The sequence below is a fragment of the Facivitalis istanbulensis genome (assembly GCF_040560405.1).
In the GTDB taxonomy this organism is placed as follows: Bacteria; Pseudomonadota; Alphaproteobacteria; order Sphingomonadales; family Sphingomonadaceae; genus Sphingomonas; species Sphingomonas istanbulensis.
In genome coordinates, this window is sequence record NZ_JAVSCQ010000024.1 from 1 (window position 1) to 17,587 (window position 17,587).

Consider the following 17,587-nt stretch of genomic DNA (forward strand, 5'->3'; position numbering starts at 1 on the left):
CGGACGCCTGAAGGACTGGCGCCGCGTCGCCACCCGCTACGATCGGTGCCCGACCGTCTTCCTCTCCGCCATCGCGCTCGCTGCAACCGTCATCTTCTGGCTGTGATCAACGAGTCCTGACCCTAGAAGACGCCCAACGCGCCATGGGCCTATTGCGTAGCCAGGCCGCGTCCTATGGAATTGATCCGAACAAGATTGGTGTCATCGGTTTTTCGGCCGGAGCGTACCTCGTAACGAATATGAGCAACGATTACGAAAGAACATATCCTATCCGGGATGCAGCCGATCGGGTGTCGCCACGTCCTGACTTCGCGATCGTTGCTTACACCGCTCGCGTACTCGACTACAAAAAGGGCGAAAACGCACTCCAACTCGCGCCATGGGTAAAGATCAACCCAAAGGCACCGCCGACCTTAATCATTCATGCCATGAATGATCCTGTTGACCCGGTTAGAGAGCCAATAGCCTACGCCTTGGCGCTCAACGACGCAGGTGTGCCGGTTGACATGCGCCTCTACGCTAAGGGAGGACATGCGTTCGGAATGCGGCCGACCGCTGCTCCGATCACAAGGGAATGGCCGGGGCAGGTTGAGCAATGGTTGCGCAATATCGGCGTGCTGTAACCACGCAGCTATATGGATGGGGCGCACCCCATGGGAGCGCCCCATTCCCAAAACTCCACCCTTGTGAGAATGCCTCGGCTGTCTCACTGGCCGTTCCCATTCGGGAAAGCGGCGCCGGTATGCTCACATCACCGCGTGCGGCTCGTCCATGTCCAACGGCTAAACCCGCGCCTTGAGCAGGTCAAAGGTGGCAGGGGCAATATACAGGCTTCGGTGAGCGGCCTCGTTCCTGAGGGCGATACGCTTTCGGGCCTCGGCATCGGAGCAGCTTACAGCCCACAACACAGAGGTTGCCCCCATGTCCGCGACCACCTCCCGCACTCGATCTCGCTCCGCCCGAGACCAAAAACCGTAATCGAGAATAACGTCGAGCCCCAGCGAGAGGCAACGAACCCAGATAGGCTGCATGATGTCGCGAATAGCCGCTGCCCTATGCTGAAACGTGTCAGCGGGCGGGTCTTCACCAAACAGGCGTGCCATCCATTCGTCAGGCGTGAAACGTACGGCGCTATGTTCAAGCTCAAGACGCTTGGCTAGCGTCGTTTTTCCCGACCCTAAGAAGCCGAACATAAGGTGAGCCGTAGGCATTCGATCCCCCTGCCGTCGCTTCGCTCCATCGATAGCATCTGAGGTCCACTGCCAGCGATTCCCAAAATTCGATCCCAACCGGGACCGTTGCCGACGTTGGGATGTCACCCCGCCGTTAGCCGGAGCGAACCCTTGGCGTACGATTTCGACCATCCTTAAAGTGCGCGGCGTTCAGCCCGCCGCCGGGCATTCATTGTCGCAGGCGCGGTGCAGGCGCAACGCCAGCCACGCCGAAATCAGGCACATGGCCGCGACGACGAACAGCATATTCTGGGGCGTGACCCCCGCAGCGCTGATCGCGAAGACCATGCCCGAGCCGATCACCATCGCGAAGCAATTGACGATATTGTTCGCCGCGACCGTTCGCGCGGTCTGATCCTTTTCCACCGTGGTCGTCAGGAAGGCGTAGAGCGGTACCACGAACATGCCGCCCGTCGTCGCGATCGCCAGCAGCGTCGCCAGGATACCGATCGCGCGCGGTTCCGCCATGAAGGCCTGCCAGCTGTAGAGCATCCCGGCGGGGGCGGGCGTCCAGTTGCGACACAGCACCGAGAACAGGACGACGAACGCGCCCATGGCGATGACCGAGATCGGCGAATAGCGCGCCGAAATCTGTCCCTTCAGCATCGTGTTGATGACGACCGAACCGATGGCCACGCCGACCGAGAAGATCGCGATGGCGAGGCTGGCGACTTCCTTGTCGGCGGTCAGGACATTCTTCACCAGCGGCGGGAAGATGATGATGAGCACCGCGCCGATCGTCCAGAAGAAGCTGATTGCGACGATCGCCAGGAACAGGCGACGGATATGCAGCGTCGCGGCGATCAGCCGCCACGACGCGGTGAAGGGATTATAGTTGAGCTTGAGCGGGGGCCCTTCGCGCGGGGCGGGCGGGACCTGCCGCGCGGTGATCCAGCCGATCGCCGCGACGACCAGCACGCAGATCGCCGAGGCCTCGATCGGAATCCACCCGGCGGCGACCGTGCCCAGCAGGATCGCCAGATAGGTTCCCGCCTCGACCAGTCCGGTGCCGCCGAGGATATCCTGGGGCTCCAGATGCTGGGGCAGGATCGCATATTTGATCGGCCCGAAAAAGGTCGAGTGAACGCCCAGCGCCAGGACCGTGCCCAGCATCAGCGCAAGGCCGAGGCTGGTATAGCCAGCCTTGGCGATCATCAGGCCGCTGGCGCCGACGATCATGATGCCGATCTCGGCGGTCTTGACCACGCGGATGATCCGCGCCTTGTCCTGGCTGTCGGCCAACTGCCCGGACAGGGCGGACAACAGGACGAAGGGCACGATCGACGCGAAGGTGGCCACCGCGTTGAAGATCGCTTCCGCATGGGGATCGGTGAAGATCGTATAGGTGGCGAACAGCACCATCGACGTCTTGAACAGATTGTCGTTGAAGGCGCCGAGAAACTGGGTGGAGAAAAGCGGCAGGAACCGGTGCCGCTTCAGGAGCCCGAGGGCGTTAAGCATAACGGTAATTGGCCCGATCGTGGCAACAGGATGACCGTAACATAACGATGCGGGTGCCCATCGCCAACCGCTTAAAGCGGTTTGTGCTGGCCGGGCTTCTCGTTAGAAGGCGTTATGCTGACGCTGCCCAACCTGTTGACGCTCTCGCGCATTCTGGCTGTGCCCCTCCTGGTCGGGCTGTTGTGGGAACCGCGCTGGGAATGGGGCTATGGCATTGCCTTCGCCCTGTACTGCCTGATGGGCATCACCGATTATTTCGACGGCTATCTGGCGCGTGCCAAGGGCACGGTGTCGAAACTGGGCATCTTTCTTGATCCCATCGCGGACAAGATCATGGTGGCCTCGGTCATCCTGATCCTGGTCGCGGTCCAGGTCATCAGCGGGTTCAGCGTGATCGCAGGCCTGATCATCCTGTTGCGCGAGATCGCGGTTTCGGGACTGCGCGAGTTCCTGGCGCAGTTGCAGGTATCGGTGCCCGTCTCGCGGCTGGCCAAGTGGAAGACGACACTGCAACTGGTCGCGCTTGGCGGGTTGATTCTGGCGGGGGCGTTGCCGCTCTGGCCATGGATCGGGACGCTGGCGCTCATCTCGCTCTGGGGGGCGGCGGTCCTGACGCTGATTACCGGCTGGGACTATCTGCGTGTCGGCCTCAAGCATATGGACAGCTGATCGATCATGCTGACCATCCTGTATTTTGCCTGGGTCCGTGAACGGATCGGGCTGGCGGAGGAACGGGTCGTGGCGCCGGAGGCGGTGCACACGGTGGGCAATCTGGTCGATTGGCTGGCGGAGCGGGGCGGCGGCTATGCCGAGGCCTTTTCCGAGCGCGGCCGCCTGCGCGCGGCGGTGGATCAGGCCTTTGTCGATCTGGACGCGCCGATCGCCGGCGCGCGTGAGGTCGCGATCTTTCCGCCGGTCACCGGCGGATGATCCGCATCGTCGTCACCGCTGAATCGATCGACCTGGCCCAGGAAATGACGCGGGCCGAGGTCGCGGGGGTGGGGGGCGTCGCCACGTTTTGCGGGCTGGTCCGGGCGGATGACGGCGTCGACCAGCTCGAACTCGAACACTATCCCGGCGCGACCGAGGCGGCGCTGACGCGCATCGCGCAGGCGGCGGTCGAACGCTGGTCGTTGGACGCGGCGACGGTCGTCCACCGGGTCGGGCCGATGCGGCCTGGCGAACGCATTGTCTTCGTCGCGGCGGCCGCCGCGCATCGCGGCGAAGCGTTGGAGGCCTGTGCCTATCTGATCGATCGATTGAAGACCGATGCGCCGTTCTGGAAGCGGGAAACCCGGAATGGCGAACCTCGCTGGGTCGACGCGCGGGGCAGCGATGACGCCGCAGCCCGGCGCTGGAGCATATGAGGGCAGGGGACCGTGAAAAAGGCGGAGCCGCAGCCCCGCCTTTCCCTGACCATTCCCGTCCGGCCATCAGCCGATCTTGGGAATGCTGATGCCGTTGGTCAGGTGAACGATGCCGTTGGTCGCGTTCACGTCCGCCTTGTCGACATAGGCCTTCTGGCCATTCACATCGGTCAGCATGATGTTGCCATTAGGGCCGAGTTGCGCGGTCAGCGGCTGACCCGCCAGCGTGGTGAGGGTCGCCTTGCCGTTGCCGGCGGCGATCTGCGCCTTGAGCTGGTCGGCCGTCACCTTGCCCGATACGACATGATATTTGAGGATCGTCGCCAGCGCGGCCTTGTTCGCCGGCAGGCTCAATTGGTCGAGTGCCCCGGGTGGCATGCGGCTGAACGCATCATCGCTGGGCGCGAAGAGCGTGAAGGGGCCCGGGCCCGACAGGTCGCTGGTCAGCCCGGCGGTGTTCACTAAGCGCGCCAGCGTGCTGCGATCGGACAGGGAGGCCAGCACCTGCGTGATATTTCCGGCCGCCACCGGCGCAGCCTGGGGCGGCGCAGAAGGCGGCGTGACCGGGGCGGCCTGCGCCGGAACTGGGGCCTGAGTCGGGGCCTGAGCCGGAGCCTGAGTCGTCTGGGCAATGGCGCCACCGGCACTGGCCAGTGCGGTGGCCGAAGCGAGGATCGCAAAAGTCTGAAACATGGAACGCTACTCCCGTTCTTCTGGCGGCGAGCCCGTCTGGGTGCGCCGCAATGGAAGGGTCGTCGCCCGCCACGATCCCATACATTGGGATCAAAGCGGGCGGCGCGGGGGATGTAACGCCCTTAATCCAATTTGGGTACCAAAACGCCGTTCACCATATGGATGACGCCATTCGCCTGGGGCATGTCGCCTGCCTCGACATAGCTGCGATTGCCAGCGCTGTCGGTCAGGGTGATGACCGATTGCGTCATGCTGACGGTCAACGGCTCGCCCTGCACCGTCATGATGGTCGCGGTGCCGCCGCCCGCGGCGATCTTCTGTTGCAGGTCAGCGACGGTCACGACGCCCGATACCATGTGAAAGCGCAGCAGCCGCACGAGCGAATCGCGGTTGGTGGGTTGCAGCAGCTGGTCCAGCACCCCCGGTGCCAGGCGGCCGAACGCCGCATTGGATGGCGCGAACAGGGTATAGGGCCCCGGTCCCGCCAGCGTGGTGGCCAGCCCCGACGCGCGGATCGCGGACAACAGGGTCGATAGCGACTGGGTGCCCGCGATATTGTCCAGGATCGTGCGGGACGCGGCCATCGGCTGGTCGGTGGGCATCGGGGTCGGGGCAGCGATCGGTGCCGGCCTGGAGGGTGTCGCAGGCGCCTCAACGCCTTTTCCGCATGCGCTTAGCGCGATCAGTGTGGCGACCGGCATGACGGCGATCAGTCGCTTGGCGATGGAAGTCATGGCGGTTTCTCCTTTACGAATAGCGGGACAGCGTGGGTCGATACGCGACGCCGATGCCCTGGTTGCGTCGGGGTCGGATCAGACGGCTTCGGCCAGCACCTGCGCCAACAGGTGAAAGTCCTTTTCACGCGGGCTCGCCCGCCGCCAGACCAGCGCGATCTTGCGCATGGCGTTCTCGGCGTCGAGCGGTCGCGCGGTGATATGGGTGTTGTCGAGGATGCCCGCGCGCAGCGCCATTTCGGGCAGCATCGTCATTCCCAGTCCATTGTCCACCATCTGGACGATCGTGTGGAGCGAGGTGCCCAGCATCGTGGCCTCGGCGCGCAATTCGGGGCGATTGCATGCGGCCAGTGCATGATCCTTCAGGCAATGGCCGTCCTCAAGCAGCAACAGCCTGGTCTCGTCGATCGCCGCGGCGGGAAAGGCGGGCGGTGGTGACAGGTTGTCATCGGTGGGAAAGGCCACGAACAGCCGGTCATCGAACAAAGGCTCGGCCGTCACTTCCCCGCACGCGAAGGGCAGGGCGAGCAGCACGCAATCGGTGCGGCCATTGTGGAGCCGCTCGCAGGCCGCCGCGCTCGGCTCCTCACGGAGGAACAGCTTGAGATCGGGATAGTCGCGACGCAGCCGGGGGAGGATGCGCGGCAGCATGAACGGCGCGATCGTCGGGATGACCGACATCCGCATCTCGCCCGACAGCGGTCGCCCCGCGGCGCGCGCCATGTCGCCCAGCTCGTCGGCCTCGCGCAGCACGCGGCGTGCCTTCTCGGCGATCCGCTCGCCCAGCGGCGTGAAACGCACCACGCGCCGGGTCCGCTCGACCAGCGTCACACCGATCAGCGTTTCCAGCTCGCGCAGGCCCGCCGACAGGGTCGACTGGGTCACGAAACACGCATCGGCCGCACGACCGAAATGGCCGTGGTCCTGAAGCGCCACGAGATATTGGAGCTGTTTCAAAGTCGGTAGATAGGTCGCGGCCATTGATCGCCTCAGTCGATTGCGCTTTGACAAATAGCTTGTTGGATTGAACGCGCCAGTCCCCATATCGAGGCATCGACGCGCAAGGTGGGTAAACCGCCGGCCGTTGGGCATTGCGACAGAGGATGGCCTGGAGCCGAATTTTGGGAAAAGAAGGAGGCACATCGCCATGTTGACCGTTGGAGACAAGCTCCCCGCATTCACCGTTCCCGTCCAGCAGGGCACCAACGCCCTGCCCGCGGGCGAGACGATCAGCGACACCTCCTATGAGGGCAAGTGGAAGGTCCTCTTCTACTGGCCGAAGGATTTCACCTTCGTCTGCCCGACCGAGATCGTCGGCTATGCGCAGCTGAAGGATGATTTCGCCGACCGTGACGCCGTGCTGATCGGCGCATCGACCGACACCGCCCATGTTCACCTGGCGTGGCGCAAGTCGGACCCGGATCTGGCCGCCGCCGATTTCCCGTGGATCGCGGACAATGGCCGCGTCTTGGCCGACGCGCTGGGCATCGTCGACAAGAACGAGCATGTCGCCTATCGCGCGACCTTCATCGTCGACCCCGACAATGTGATCCAGCACGTGACGATCAACGGCCTGAACGTCGGCCGCAACCCGCAGGAAACCCTGCGTGTTCTCGACGCGCTGCAGACCGACGAGCTGTGCCCGTGCAACTGGAACAAGGGCGACGACGTCCTCCAGCTCGCCGCCGAGTAAGTCCTGAAACGGTGGGGGCGTGGCGGTCATCGCCCGCGTCCCCGTCCTGTCTTTCCCGACGCCCCAGCGAGGGCCGCCGGCCATGCCGTCGGCGGTTCGGACTGGGGCGTCGTTCATCTGGAGCAATCGCATGTCGCTCAAGGAATTTGCCGGGCAGTTGCCCGATTTCGCCAAGGACATCCGCCTGAACGTCGGCTCGCTGCTGAACGAGGCGGTGCTGAACGACCAGCGCAAATATGGCCTGCTGCTCGCCTGCGCCCATGGGTCGGGGCACAAGCCGCTGGTCGATGCGGCCGAGGCGGAATGCGCGCCCAAGCTGTCGCCCGAGGCGGCCAATGCGGCGCGTGCGGCGGCGGCGGTGATGGCGATGAACAATGTCTATTATCGCTTCACCCACCTGGCCGGGAACCAGGAATATCGCAACATGCCGGCCAAGCTGCGCATGAACGTCATCGGTGCGCCGGGAATCGACAAGATCGATTTCGAGCTGTTCAGTCTTGCCGTTTCGGCGATGAACGGCTGCGGCATGTGCATCGACGCGCATGAGGCCGTGCTGAAGAAGGCGGGCGTCGGGGCCGAGATCATCCAGACCTCGGTCCGGATCGCGGCGGTCATGCAGGCAGTGGCGACGACCCACGCGGCGGTCGCCTGATGTCTTGACGGCCGGTGCCGGCGGGCCCCGTGGCCGCCGGCACCGGCGACGTCAATGGCGCAAGCTGTTGTAGAGCCCCCAGAAGCTGGTGAGCGTCAGGATGATGCCGACCAGCGTCAGCAACACCCGTGGCGGAACCCGCTTGGCCAGGATCGCGCCGAAGGGGGCCGCGAATATCCCGCCGATCAGCAACCCGACCGTGGCCATGGTGAACGCGCCCCAGCCCAGTTGCGTGATGAACGTCGCCGAGATGGTCGCGGTCAGGAAGAATTCCACGGTATTGACCGTGCCGATCGTCGTCCGTGGCGATGCGCCCTGCACCAGCAGGTTGGAGGTCACGACCGGGCCCCAGCCGCCGCCGCCCGCCGCGTCCAGGAAGCCGCCGACCAGTCCGAGCGGCTCGACCACCCTGGGCTCGCGCGCGTGGGTCCGGTGGCGCCAGGCCCGGACGAGCAGGTACAGGCCGATGCCCGTCAGATAGGCGAGGATGAACGGCTTCACCACCGCCGCATCGACATTGGACAGGACATAGGCTCCCAGCGCGCCGCCGATGACGCCCGGGATCATCAGGCGCAGGAACAGGCGCCAGTCGACATTGCGGTGCAGCGCATGGCTGATGCCGGATATGGCGGTCGTGAAGGTCTCGACGCTGTGCACCCCGGCAGAGGCGGCGGCGGGCGGCACGCCCAGGCTGATGAGCAGGGTGTTGGAGATCACGCCGAACGCCATGCCCAGCGCTCCGTCGACGACCTGCGCGGCAAAGCCGACGGCAATAAAGGGAAGGATGTGGATCAGTTCGGAACTGGTCGGGTCCATCATGTCTCCGTAGATTATGCCGACCGCAACCGGCTGATGTTTGCGCCATGCCGCGTGACGATCGGTGCTGCAACAAAGATAGGCTTTGCGGCGGGGGAGCGCGGCGGAGGAACCGGGGTGTAACGATCTGGATTTCGGCGGGTGGTGTGCCTAAATGCCGGTATCGCAATTGGGGACATATTCATGCCGAGCCGATTGGCCGCCTATCTCGATTCGATCCGGGCGCGTGACCCGGCCCCGCATTCGCGGGTCGAAATCCTGCTCTATCCCGGCGTGTGGGCGCTGGCGGGGCATCGGGTGGCGCATCGCCTCTACCGTTACCGGGCCTTCTTCCTCGCGCGGCTGATCAACCATCTCACCCGGTTCCTGACGGCGATAGACATCCATCCGGGCGCGAAGATCGGGCGCAATTTCTTCATCGACCACGGGTTCGTCGTGATCGGCGAGACGGCGGAGATCGGCGACGATGTCACCATCTATCAATGCGTGACGCTGGGGGGGACCAGCCCGGACAATGGCGTGGCGGGCAAGCGCCATCCGACGTTGATGGATGGTGCGATCATCGGGTCGGGCGCGCAGGTGCTGGGGCCGATCACCGTCGGTCCGCGCGCCAGGGTCGGCGCCAATGCAGTGGTGACGCGCGACGTCCCCGAGGGCGCGGTGATGGTCGGCATTCCCGCCCGCCCCACGGTCGTCGAGGGCGGGGCCGCGCCCGAACCACGCTTCGTTCCCTATGGCACCCCCTGTGCCGACTTGTTCGACCCGCAGACCCAACGGGTGGAGATGCTGCGTTGCGAACTGGAGACGATGCGGCGGCGGCTCGATACGATGCTGGCCGAACAGGAAGACAAGCGCGACCGCGCCTGATGGGGATCGTGCCCTTTCCGCGTGGCCCGGAACAGATCGGGTTCGATCGGATCGAGCTGACGCGCATCCTGGATCTGTACGGCAGGATGGTGGCGGCGGGGCATTGGCGCGATTACGCCATGGATATGGGCCGCGACGCGGCGGTGTTCTCCGCCTTTCGCCGGTCCGCCGAACGGCCGGAATATCGGATCGAGAAGCGTCCGGCGCTACGCCATCGACAGGGCATGTGGGCGCTGATCGGCGAGGCTGGCGCGGTATTGAAGCGCGGCCATGATCTGGGCCCGGTGCTGGCCCCGGTCGAGCGCCGATTGATGAAGCTGGTCGAGAACTGACCGGGCGCAACGAAAAGTGCCGGCCCCCGCAGGGACCGGCATTTCGATCATTCCTGGCTATCAGGAGCGATTACTTGCCGCCACGCTGGCGACACTGGTCGAACTGACCCTTTTTGCAGATCGGGTAGCTCTGGAGCGGCGCGGGGGCGGGATAAGCTTGTTGCGGGCTCGGCGCCTCCTTGAAGACCACCGGCGCGCCGGGCTGGGCCGGTCCGCTGATCGCCGGCTGCGCGGGCTGATAACCGCCGGTGACCGGAGCCGCCGGAGCGGGGGCCGTCGTGCTGGCGGCATCCGTCTGCGTGGTGTCCTGGGCAAAAGCGGGCGCGGCCATCAATGCGGTGGCCACCAGAAAAACGAGCTTCATGCGAATCTCCTGTTCAGAAGCGCAAGTGCGTTAGCGCGTGGGGTTGAACGCCCGACGCCGCACTTGGCTCCCTCGTTTCGCTTCCGGCCCAAATCTGACTCTTTGTTCAGGAACGCGATCAGACCCCGGCGTCCAGCGAATAGCCCGCCGAACGCACCGTGCGGATGATGTCCGGCCGGTCGCCGATGTTGATCGCCTTGCGCAGGCGGCGGATATGCACATCGACCGTCCGGCTCTCGATATCCGAGTCATGACCCCAGACGGCGTCGAGCAGCCGTTCGCGCGAAAAGACCCAGCCCGGATGCTCAAGGAAATGCTTGAGCAGGCGGAATTCGGTCGGGCCGAGCGAGACGACCTCGCCGGCGCGGCGCACCTTGTGCCCCACCGTGTCCATCTCGATATCGGCATAGACCAGCGCCTCTCCGGCCAGTGCCGGACGCACGCGGCGCAGCACCGCGCCGACCCGCGCGACCAGCTCGCGCGGCGAGAAGGGCTTGGTGACATAATCGTCGGCACCGGTTTCCAGCCCGCGCACCCGATCCTCTTCCTCGCCACGCGCGGTCAGCATGATGATCGGCACATTCGCCGTCTCGGGCGCGCGGCGCAGGCGGCGGCACACTTCGATCCCCGAAATGCCCTCGACCATCCAGTCGAGCAGCACGATATCGGGCGCATTCTCCCGCGCGAGCAGCAGCGCCTCCTCGCCATCGGGGGTATGGGATACGTCGAAATCCTCGCGCTTGAAATGAAAGACGAGCAATTCCGCCAAGGCGGCATCGTCTTCGACCAGCAACATCTTTACCCGTGCCATCGTGTCCGCTTCCCTCAGGACAAAAGACCGCCGCGTTCCCGCTCGCCCATTTGCGTGCCGGTGGCGGCGAAATAGACCATCTCCGCGACATTGGTCGCATGGTCGCCGATGCGTTCGAGATTCTTGGCGATGAAGAGCAGGTGCGCGACCTGCCCGATCGTCTTGGGATTCTCGACCATATGGGTGACGAGCGTGCGGAAGATGGAATCGTAGAAATCGTCGAGCGCCGTATCGCTGTCGCGGACGCGCACCGCCGCTTCGGCATCGCGGGCGGCGAAGGCGTCGAGCACGTCATGCACCATCGTCGAGGCGATCTTGGCCATGGCGGGCAGGATCGAGACGGGCTCGATCCGGTCTTCGCTCTCGATCATGGGGACGCGCTTGGCGATGTTCTTGGCATAGTCGCCGATTCGTTCGACGACGCTGGCGATCTTCAGCGCGGCGACGACCTCGCGCAGGTCGTTCGCCATCGGCGCGCGCAGGGCGATGGTCCGCACGGCCAGCCGCTCGACCTCGGCCTCGATCACGTCGATCGCCCTGTCGTCCTCGCGCACCTTGCGCGCCAGCTCCAGGTCCGAGCGTTGCAACGCCTTGATCGCGTTGGCGATCGCCTCCTCGGCCATGCCGCCCATCTGGCTGATGAGACCGCGCAACCGACCGATATCGTTGTCGAAAGCCTTTACGGTGTGGTCCATGATCCTCGTCCTCAGCCGTACCGGCCGGTGATATAGTCTTTGGTCCGTTCTTCGCGCGGGTTGGTGAAGATATCGGACGTCTTTCCATATTCGACGAGGGTGCCGAGGTGGAAAAAGGCGGTGCGCTGAGAGACCCGGGCGGCCTGCTGCATGTTATGGGTGACGATCGCGATGGCATAGCGGCCGCGCAGGTCGTGGATCAGTTCCTCGATCTTGGCGGTCGCGATCGGATCGAGCGCGCTGCACGGCTCGTCCATCAGGATGACTTCCGGATCGACCGCGATGGCGCGCGCGATGCACAGCCGCTGCTGCTGGCCACCCGACAGCGCGGTGCCGCTTTCCGACAGGCGATCCTTGACCTCGCTCCACAGGCCCGCGCGGGTCAGCGAACGCTCGACGATCCCGTCCAGCTCTCCGCGCGACGTCGCGAGGCCGTGGATGCGCGGGCCATAGGCGACGTTCTCATAGATCGACTTGGGGAAGGGGTTGGGCTTCTGGAACACCATGCCGACCCGCGCGCGCAGTTGCACCACGTCCATTTCGGGGGCGTAGATATCCTGTCCGTCCAGGCGGATTTCGCCTTCCACCCGCGCGGACGGGATCGTGTCGTTCATCCGGTTGAGCGTGCGCAGGAAGGTCGATTTGCCGCAGCCCGACGGGCCGATAAAGGCGATGACGTGATCCATTTCGACATCGATCGAAATGTCCCGGATCGCCTGCTTGGCGCCGTAGAACACGCTGACGTTTCGGGCGGTTATCTTGGGTGTCGTCACCAGCGTGTCTCAAAACGGTTGCGGAGATAGATGGCCAGCCCGTTCATCGCGAGCAGGAAAACCAGCAGGACGATGATCGCGGCCGAAGTCTTTTCGATGAAGCCGCGATCGACCTGGTCGGACCAGAGGAAGATCTGCACCGGCAACACGGTCGACGGATCGGTCAGCCCGCGCGGCGGCGCGGCGATGAAGGCGCGCATGCCGATCATCAGCAACGGCGCGGTCTCGCCCAGCGCGCGGGCCATGCCGATGATCGTGCCGGTCAGGATGCCGGGCAGCGCGAGCGGCAGGACATGGTGAAAGATCACCTGCACCCGCGACGCGCCGATCGCCAGCGCGGCATCGCGGATCGAGGGCGGCACCGCCTTGATCGCGTTGCGTCCCGCGATGACGATGACGGGCATGGTCATCAGCGCCAGCGTCAGCCCGCCGACGAGCGGCGCCGAACGCGGCAGGCCGAAGGTGTTGAGGAAGACGGCCAGCCCGAGCAGGCCGAAAATGATCGAGGGAACCGCCGCGAGATTGTTGATCGATACCTCGATCAGGTCGGTCCAGCGGTTCTTGGGCGCATATTCCTCCAGATAGAGCGCCGCCAGCACGCCGATGGGGAAGGCGAGCGTCAGCGTGACCAGCATGGTCAGCAGCGACCCCTTCGCCGCGCCCCAGATGCCGACCCGTGTCGGATCGGTGGCATCGGCATCGGTCAGGAAATTCCAGTTCCACCCCGTGGTGAGAACGCCGCGCGCCTTGAGCCGGGCGACGACCTGTTCGGCCTCCGGCGAGCCGACCCCCTTGGCCGCGACGTCAAAGCGGCTGGCGACGGGCAGCGAGAAGGTCTGGCTGCGGCGAAGCAGCGACGGGTCGGCCGTGATCGCATCGCGCACTACGATCCACGCACCGGGCGAGAGCAGGTCGGTGCCGTCCGCCCCGAACGCGCGGGTCGCGGCGGTTTCGACCGCATCCTCCAGGCCGGCACCCGCCAGCGCCAGATTCCCCGCGCGCCCGATCACGCGCGAAGGCTCGATCGGCAGATCGGCCGCCGCGACATTCACCGGCAGCGTGACCCGGGTCTCGGTGAAACCGTGCATCCCCTGCGCGAGCATGACGATCAGCAGGAAGGCGAGGAACGCCGCCGACAGGGCGACCGCCGCGACGCCGATCGCACGGAACCGCCGCTCGGCCGCATAGCGCCGCCGGAGACGCCGCATCATCGCCTGGCTGTTCCAGACGGTGGGCCCCGCCGGCCGTGGATCATGCACGGGATTGTGCGGCCTATTCATAGGTTTCCCGATATTTCTTCACGACGGTCAGCGCGACGATATTGAGCAGCAGCGTGATGATGAACAGCGTCAGGCCCAGGGCGAAGGCGGCCAGCGTCTTGGGGCTGTCGAACTCCGCCTCGCCGGTCAGCAGGTCGACGATCTGCCGCGTGACCGTGGTCGTGCTGGCAAAGGGATTGGCGGTCAGGGTGGCGACGCCGCTGGCCGCCATGACGACGATCATCGTCTCGCCGATCGCCCGGCTGACCGCCAGCAGGACGCCGCCGACGACGCCGGGCAACGCCGCGGGCAGCATGACCCGGGTGATCGTCTCGGACGGGGTCGCCCCCATCGCCAGGCTGCCGTCGCGCATCGCATGGGGGACCGCCGCCAGGCTGTCATCGGCCATGGAGGAGATGAAGGGGATGATCATCACGCCCATCACGAGCCCGGCCGCCAGTGCGCTTTCGGACGAAGCCCAGTCGATGCCGATCGCCACCGCGAATTGGCGGACCGCTGGCGCGACGGTCAACGCCGCGAAATAGCCGTAGACCACGGTCGGAATACCGGCCAGCACTTCGAGCACCGGCTTCATGATCCGGCGCGCGCGGGGCGCGGCATATTGGGTCAGATAGATCGCGCTCATCAGGCCGAAGGGGATGGCGACTGCCATCGCGATCACCGCGCCGATGAAGAAGGTGCCCCAGAAGAGCGGCACGGCTCCCAGCGAGGCACCGGGGTCGCGCGGATCGATCGCCTGCGGACTCCAATGGGTGCCGAACAGAAAGTCGGTCAGCGGCACGACCGAGAAGAAGCGTCCGGCTTCATAGATGAGCGACGCGACGATTCCGGCGGTGGTCAGGATCGCGATCAGCGAGGCGGCCAGCAGCAGTCCCAGCACCACGCGTTCGATCCGGGTGCGCGCCGAGAAATCGGGGCGCACCCGCATGTAGGAATAAGCGCCCCCGGCCAGCGCGAGCAGCAGGACGATCGCGGTCGCGATGGTATTGGCGCGGGCCTGCGCCGCAGCATAAGCCGGCGCGAGGCTGCGCGACAGCGTATGAAATGCGCCATGGGCTTCCCCGGCGGCCAGCGCGCGCGCCTCCGACAGGATCGCGGCGCGCTCGAAACCGGGCGGCGGCAAGGTGGCGGCGCCTGGCGTTCCCAGCACCATGTCGGTGACCAGCGCGGGCGAGGTCGCGGCCCAGATCGCCAGGAAGATCAGCGGTGGCACCACCGTCCACAGCGCGACATACCAGCCATAATGATGCGGAAGCGAGCGGACCCGCTTGCCCGACGCTCGCCGAAAGCCGAGCGCGCGCATTCGCGTCGAGGCCCACGCGATCAGGCCGAGGCCGACGACAAGGAGGAGGAGCACCAGGCCGCTCATGACGGCAGGCTCGCGGGGTCGAGCACGGTTTCATGCGCGATGATCGACCGCGCCGTCTCCTGGATTCCGGCGGGCGCGGCGATCAGCCCGCGGCGGACCAGCGGCCCGTCCTGCCCCCAATTGGCGGCATAGAGCTTCAGGAACTGGCGAAGGCCGGGAATGGCGTCGAGATGCGCCTTCTTGACGTAAAGATAGAGCAGTCGCGATCCCGGATAGCGATCGGCGGCGATCGCCGCATAGCTGGGTTCGACCTCGTTGATCGTCACCCCGCGGACCGTCGCCTTGTTTTCTTCCAGATAGGAATAGCCGAACACGCCGATCGCATTCGGATTGGACTGGAGCTTCTGGACGATCAGATTGTCGTTCTCGCCCGCGTCGATATAGGCGCCGTCGTCGCGGACGCGGGCGCAGAAGACGCGATGTGCTTCCGGGTCGCGATGGGAGAGCGCCTCGGCCCCCGGTTCGACCGCGTCGCAGCCGCGCATCAGGATCAGTTCGGCCAGCGCATCGCGGGTGCCGCTGGTCGCGGGCGGGCCATATACTTGGATCGGAACCGCGGGCAGAGCGGGATTGACGTCCTGCCAGGTCCGCGCGCTGTTCGGGCGACCACCCGGATGTGCCGCCAGGGCGCGATACAGGTCGATGGTGGTCAGGCGCATGGCCGGCCCGCGCTTCGATTCGGCAAAGGCGATGCCGTCAATGCCGATCGGGATTTCAAGTATGTCGCCCGCGCCATGCGCGACGCAATCGCGATATTCGCTTTTCTTCATCCGGCGCGAGGCATTCTCGATATCGGGATGGGCGGCACCGATCCCCGCGCAGAAAAGCTTCATGCCCGCGCCCGTCCCGGTCGATTCGATCACCGGCGCCTTGGCGTCGGGATCGGCCGCGACGAAGCGTTCCGCGATGATCGTGGTGAAGGGGTAGACGGTGGACGAGCCGACCGCCGTGATCTGCTCGCGCAGGCCCGCACCGCCGCCATTGGCCTGATCGTGGCAGGCCGCCAGCGCGAGACTCGCGGCGAGAAGGCAGGGCAGGCGCATGATTTTCCTTGGAGCCACCGAAATAGGTGCGAACCGGCGCTGCCATGCCCGCCGGACCTCCGTGTGACATTTCTGTTTCTATTTTGTGACAGCGCCCTCGGAAATGACTTTGCTGGCGCCTTTTATTGGCAGGCGCACGGTTACGGTCGTGCCGACGCCGACCTCGCTGGCGATGTCCAGGCGTCCGCGATGCCGTTCGACGATATGCTTGACGATCGCGAGGCCCAGTCCGGTGCCGCCGATCGTGCGGCTGCGCCCGGCATCGACGCGATAGAAGCGTTCGGTCAGACGGGGGATGTGGCCGGCGGCAATGCCTTCGCCGCGATCCGCGACGACGAGCCGCAGCATCGCACCGTCGCGGTCGAGCGATACCCGGACGGGCGTGTCGGCCCTGCCATATTTCATCGCGTTGCCGATCAGATTGTGGAGCATCTGCGACAGCTGGACCTGGTCGCCCGCGACCGGCGGCAGTTCGTCGGCGATATCGCAGCCAATGTCGCGCGCGCGTGTCGAGCCCGAGTCGAGCAGTTCCTCCCAGACGTCCTGGACCAGATCGTCCATCGCCACGGGCTGGGCAGGCAGGCGGTATTTCTCCGCCTCGATCCGGCTGAGCGAGATCAGGTCCTCGACCAGCCGCTGCATCCGCCGGGCCTCGTCGAACATCACCTTCAGGAAGCGCGCGCGGATATCGGCGTCCTCGCCCGCCTCGTCGCTCAAGGTTTCGATGAAGCCCAGGATCGACGCCAGCGGCGTGCGCAGCTCATGGCTGGCGTTCGCGACGAAATCGACGCGCATCCGCTCGGCGGCGTCGTGGCCGGTCTGGTCGATCAGATGGACGATCCGCTGCCCATCCGAAAGGTCGGCGACGCGCATTTCCCAGCGATGGTCGAGCGACCCCAGGCCGACCAGCGACACGGGCTCCTTGTCGACCGTGCCAGCCGCCAGCAGCCGTTCGGCGGCGGCCGGGTGGCGGATCGCGATTCGCGCGTCCTCGCCCACGATATGCGCGCCCAGCAGGGCGCGGGCGGCGCGATTCGCCAGGATGACGCGGCCATGCTCGATCAGAAGCACCGGCTCGATGATCGCGTCCAGCGCTTCCCCTAGGAAAGGCGAGAGCATGTCATGCTCCCCCTCGACATCCTCTTCCTCATCGGCGGCGCCGGGGACGCCCTCGCTGGCGATGACGGCGGCCGCGACTCCGCCGACAAGGGTCAGGATCGCCGCTCCGGTCCCGGCGGTCATCAAAACCGCGACGGCCGCGACGATCGCGACGACGATGGCCCACAAGGTGCGAATGCCGAATCCCATGATTTGTCGCTGTAGCGAGCCGCGCGGGGCCTGTCTTCCTCCCAACATGGGGCAGTGCCGCCGATCCCGCCGCTTGTCGCTGCGCCTGGAATATGGG

At 65.6% G+C, this 17,587-nt stretch carries 22 protein-coding genes and 1 pseudogene; 9 read left to right on the forward strand and 14 right to left on the reverse strand.

Features of this window, described 5'->3' with window-relative positions; all coding sequences use genetic code 11:
- Positions 1-106: pseudogene (locus tag RN629_RS13250) on the forward strand (IS5/IS1182 family transposase); the annotation flags it as partial.
- Between the two features lie 10 nt (positions 107-116).
- Positions 117-623, forward strand: coding sequence for an alpha/beta hydrolase (locus RN629_RS13255; RefSeq protein ID WP_407035674.1), 507 nt, complete (start codon positions 117-119; stop codon positions 621-623).
- Positions 624-782: 159 nt separating this feature from the next.
- On the opposite strand, the gene RN629_RS13260 is transcribed toward RN629_RS13255, so the two are convergent.
- Both RN629_RS13260 and RN629_RS13265 read right to left on the reverse strand, forming a co-directional pair.
- Positions 783-1,364, reverse strand: a complete 582-nt coding sequence (locus RN629_RS13260; RefSeq protein ID WP_407035618.1) for an AAA family ATPase — start codon at positions 1,362-1,364, stop codon at positions 783-785.
- A gap of 18 nt (positions 1,365-1,382) precedes the next feature.
- A complete protein-coding gene (locus RN629_RS13265) occupies positions 1,383-2,693 on the reverse strand; it encodes an MFS transporter (protein ID WP_407035619.1) in 1,311 nt (436 codons plus the stop codon).
- Positions 2,694-2,807: 114 nt separating this feature from the next.
- On the opposite strand from RN629_RS13265, the gene pgsA reads away from it, so the two are divergent.
- Genes pgsA through RN629_RS13280 form a run of 3 tightly spaced genes read left to right on the forward strand, consistent with a single transcriptional unit; the run spans position 2,808 to position 4,060 of the window.
- Complete coding sequence (gene pgsA, locus RN629_RS13270) at positions 2,808-3,362, forward strand: CDP-diacylglycerol--glycerol-3-phosphate 3-phosphatidyltransferase (protein WP_407035620.1); 555 nt, start codon at positions 2,808-2,810, stop codon at positions 3,360-3,362.
- Positions 3,363-3,368: 6 nt separating this feature from the next.
- Positions 3,369-3,623, forward strand: a complete 255-nt coding sequence (gene moaD / locus RN629_RS13275) for a molybdopterin converting factor subunit 1 (RefSeq protein ID WP_407035621.1) — start codon at positions 3,369-3,371, stop codon at positions 3,621-3,623.
- Positions 3,620-4,060: a molybdenum cofactor biosynthesis protein MoaE gene (locus tag RN629_RS13280; RefSeq protein ID WP_407035622.1), complete on the forward strand. Its 441-nt coding sequence runs from the start codon at positions 3,620-3,622 to the stop codon at positions 4,058-4,060. Before moaD ends, RN629_RS13280 begins: the two co-directional genes overlap by 4 nt.
- Positions 4,061-4,126: 66 nt before the next feature.
- Here the strand turns inward: RN629_RS13280 and RN629_RS13285 are convergent, their stop codons facing one another.
- The 3 genes from RN629_RS13285 to RN629_RS13295 form a co-directional block, all read right to left on the reverse strand.
- Positions 4,127-4,753: a fasciclin domain-containing protein gene (locus RN629_RS13285; protein WP_407035623.1), complete on the reverse strand. Its 627-nt coding sequence runs from the start codon at positions 4,751-4,753 to the stop codon at positions 4,127-4,129.
- A 122-nt stretch (positions 4,754-4,875) separates the two neighbouring features.
- Positions 4,876-5,487 carry a fasciclin domain-containing protein gene (locus RN629_RS13290; RefSeq protein ID WP_407035624.1) on the reverse strand — a complete coding sequence of 204 codons (612 nt, stop codon included), beginning with the start codon at positions 5,485-5,487 and terminating at the stop codon, positions 4,876-4,878.
- A gap of 78 nt (positions 5,488-5,565) precedes the next feature.
- Entirely contained in the window at positions 5,566-6,468 is a 903-nt protein-coding gene (locus RN629_RS13295) for a hydrogen peroxide-inducible genes activator (protein WP_407035625.1), read from the reverse strand.
- 166 nt (positions 6,469-6,634) lie between these two features.
- Between RN629_RS13295 and RN629_RS13300 the strand changes: the two genes are divergently transcribed.
- Together RN629_RS13300 and RN629_RS13305 are read left to right on the forward strand one after the other, a co-directional pair.
- Positions 6,635-7,180, forward strand: a complete 546-nt coding sequence (locus RN629_RS13300; protein WP_407035626.1) for a peroxiredoxin — start codon at positions 6,635-6,637, stop codon at positions 7,178-7,180.
- 130 nt (positions 7,181-7,310) lie between these two features.
- Positions 7,311-7,832, forward strand: a complete 522-nt coding sequence (locus RN629_RS13305; protein ID WP_407035627.1) for a carboxymuconolactone decarboxylase family protein — start codon at positions 7,311-7,313, stop codon at positions 7,830-7,832.
- A gap of 51 nt (positions 7,833-7,883) precedes the next feature.
- Here the strand turns inward: RN629_RS13305 and RN629_RS13310 are convergent, their stop codons facing one another.
- Positions 7,884-8,648: a sulfite exporter TauE/SafE family protein gene (locus RN629_RS13310; protein WP_407035628.1), complete on the reverse strand. Its 765-nt coding sequence runs from the start codon at positions 8,646-8,648 to the stop codon at positions 7,884-7,886.
- A 183-nt stretch (positions 8,649-8,831) separates the two neighbouring features.
- Between RN629_RS13310 and epsC the strand changes: the two genes are divergently transcribed.
- Both epsC and RN629_RS13320 read left to right on the forward strand, forming a co-directional pair.
- Positions 8,832-9,515, forward strand: a complete 684-nt coding sequence (gene epsC / locus RN629_RS13315) for a serine O-acetyltransferase EpsC (RefSeq protein WP_407035629.1) — start codon at positions 8,832-8,834, stop codon at positions 9,513-9,515.
- Positions 9,515-9,847 (forward strand): DUF2794 domain-containing protein, encoded by a 333-nt coding sequence (locus RN629_RS13320; RefSeq protein WP_407035630.1) that lies wholly within the window; start codon positions 9,515-9,517, stop codon positions 9,845-9,847. Before epsC ends, RN629_RS13320 begins: the two co-directional genes overlap by 1 nt.
- Positions 9,848-9,917: 70 nt before the next feature.
- Here the strand turns inward: RN629_RS13320 and RN629_RS13325 are convergent, their stop codons facing one another.
- From RN629_RS13325 to RN629_RS13360, 8 genes are all read right to left on the reverse strand, one after another.
- The gene (locus tag RN629_RS13325) at positions 9,918-10,211 is read right to left on the reverse strand and encodes a hypothetical protein (protein WP_407035631.1); all 294 of its coding nucleotides are present in this window, start codon (positions 10,209-10,211) and stop codon (positions 9,918-9,920) included.
- Positions 10,212-10,329: 118 nt separating this feature from the next.
- Positions 10,330-11,022, reverse strand: coding sequence for a phosphate regulon transcriptional regulator PhoB (gene phoB, locus RN629_RS13330; RefSeq protein WP_407035632.1), 693 nt, complete (start codon positions 11,020-11,022; stop codon positions 10,330-10,332).
- Between the two features lie 14 nt (positions 11,023-11,036).
- Entirely contained in the window at positions 11,037-11,717 is a 681-nt protein-coding gene (gene phoU, locus RN629_RS13335; RefSeq protein WP_407035633.1) for a phosphate signaling complex protein PhoU, read from the reverse strand.
- Between the two features lie 11 nt (positions 11,718-11,728).
- Positions 11,729-12,493, reverse strand: a complete 765-nt coding sequence (pstB, locus tag RN629_RS13340) for a phosphate ABC transporter ATP-binding protein PstB (RefSeq protein ID WP_407035675.1) — start codon at positions 12,491-12,493, stop codon at positions 11,729-11,731.
- On the reverse strand, positions 12,487-13,701 hold the full coding sequence (pstA, locus tag RN629_RS13345) for a phosphate ABC transporter permease PstA (RefSeq protein ID WP_407035634.1): 1,215 nt from the start codon (positions 13,699-13,701) through the stop codon (positions 12,487-12,489). The genes pstB and pstA overlap by 7 nt, the downstream gene beginning before the upstream one ends.
- 61 nt (positions 13,702-13,762) lie before the next feature.
- Entirely contained in the window at positions 13,763-15,139 is a 1,377-nt protein-coding gene (gene pstC / locus RN629_RS13350) for a phosphate ABC transporter permease subunit PstC (RefSeq protein ID WP_407035635.1), read from the reverse strand.
- Positions 15,136-16,182, reverse strand: coding sequence for a substrate-binding domain-containing protein (locus RN629_RS13355; protein ID WP_407035636.1), 1,047 nt, complete (start codon positions 16,180-16,182; stop codon positions 15,136-15,138). Before RN629_RS13355 ends, pstC begins: the two co-directional genes overlap by 4 nt.
- Before the next feature lie 78 nt (positions 16,183-16,260).
- On the reverse strand, positions 16,261-17,490 hold the full coding sequence (locus RN629_RS13360) for an ATP-binding protein (protein WP_407035637.1): 1,230 nt from the start codon (positions 17,488-17,490) through the stop codon (positions 16,261-16,263).
- Between the last annotated feature and the right edge of the window lie 97 nt (positions 17,491-17,587).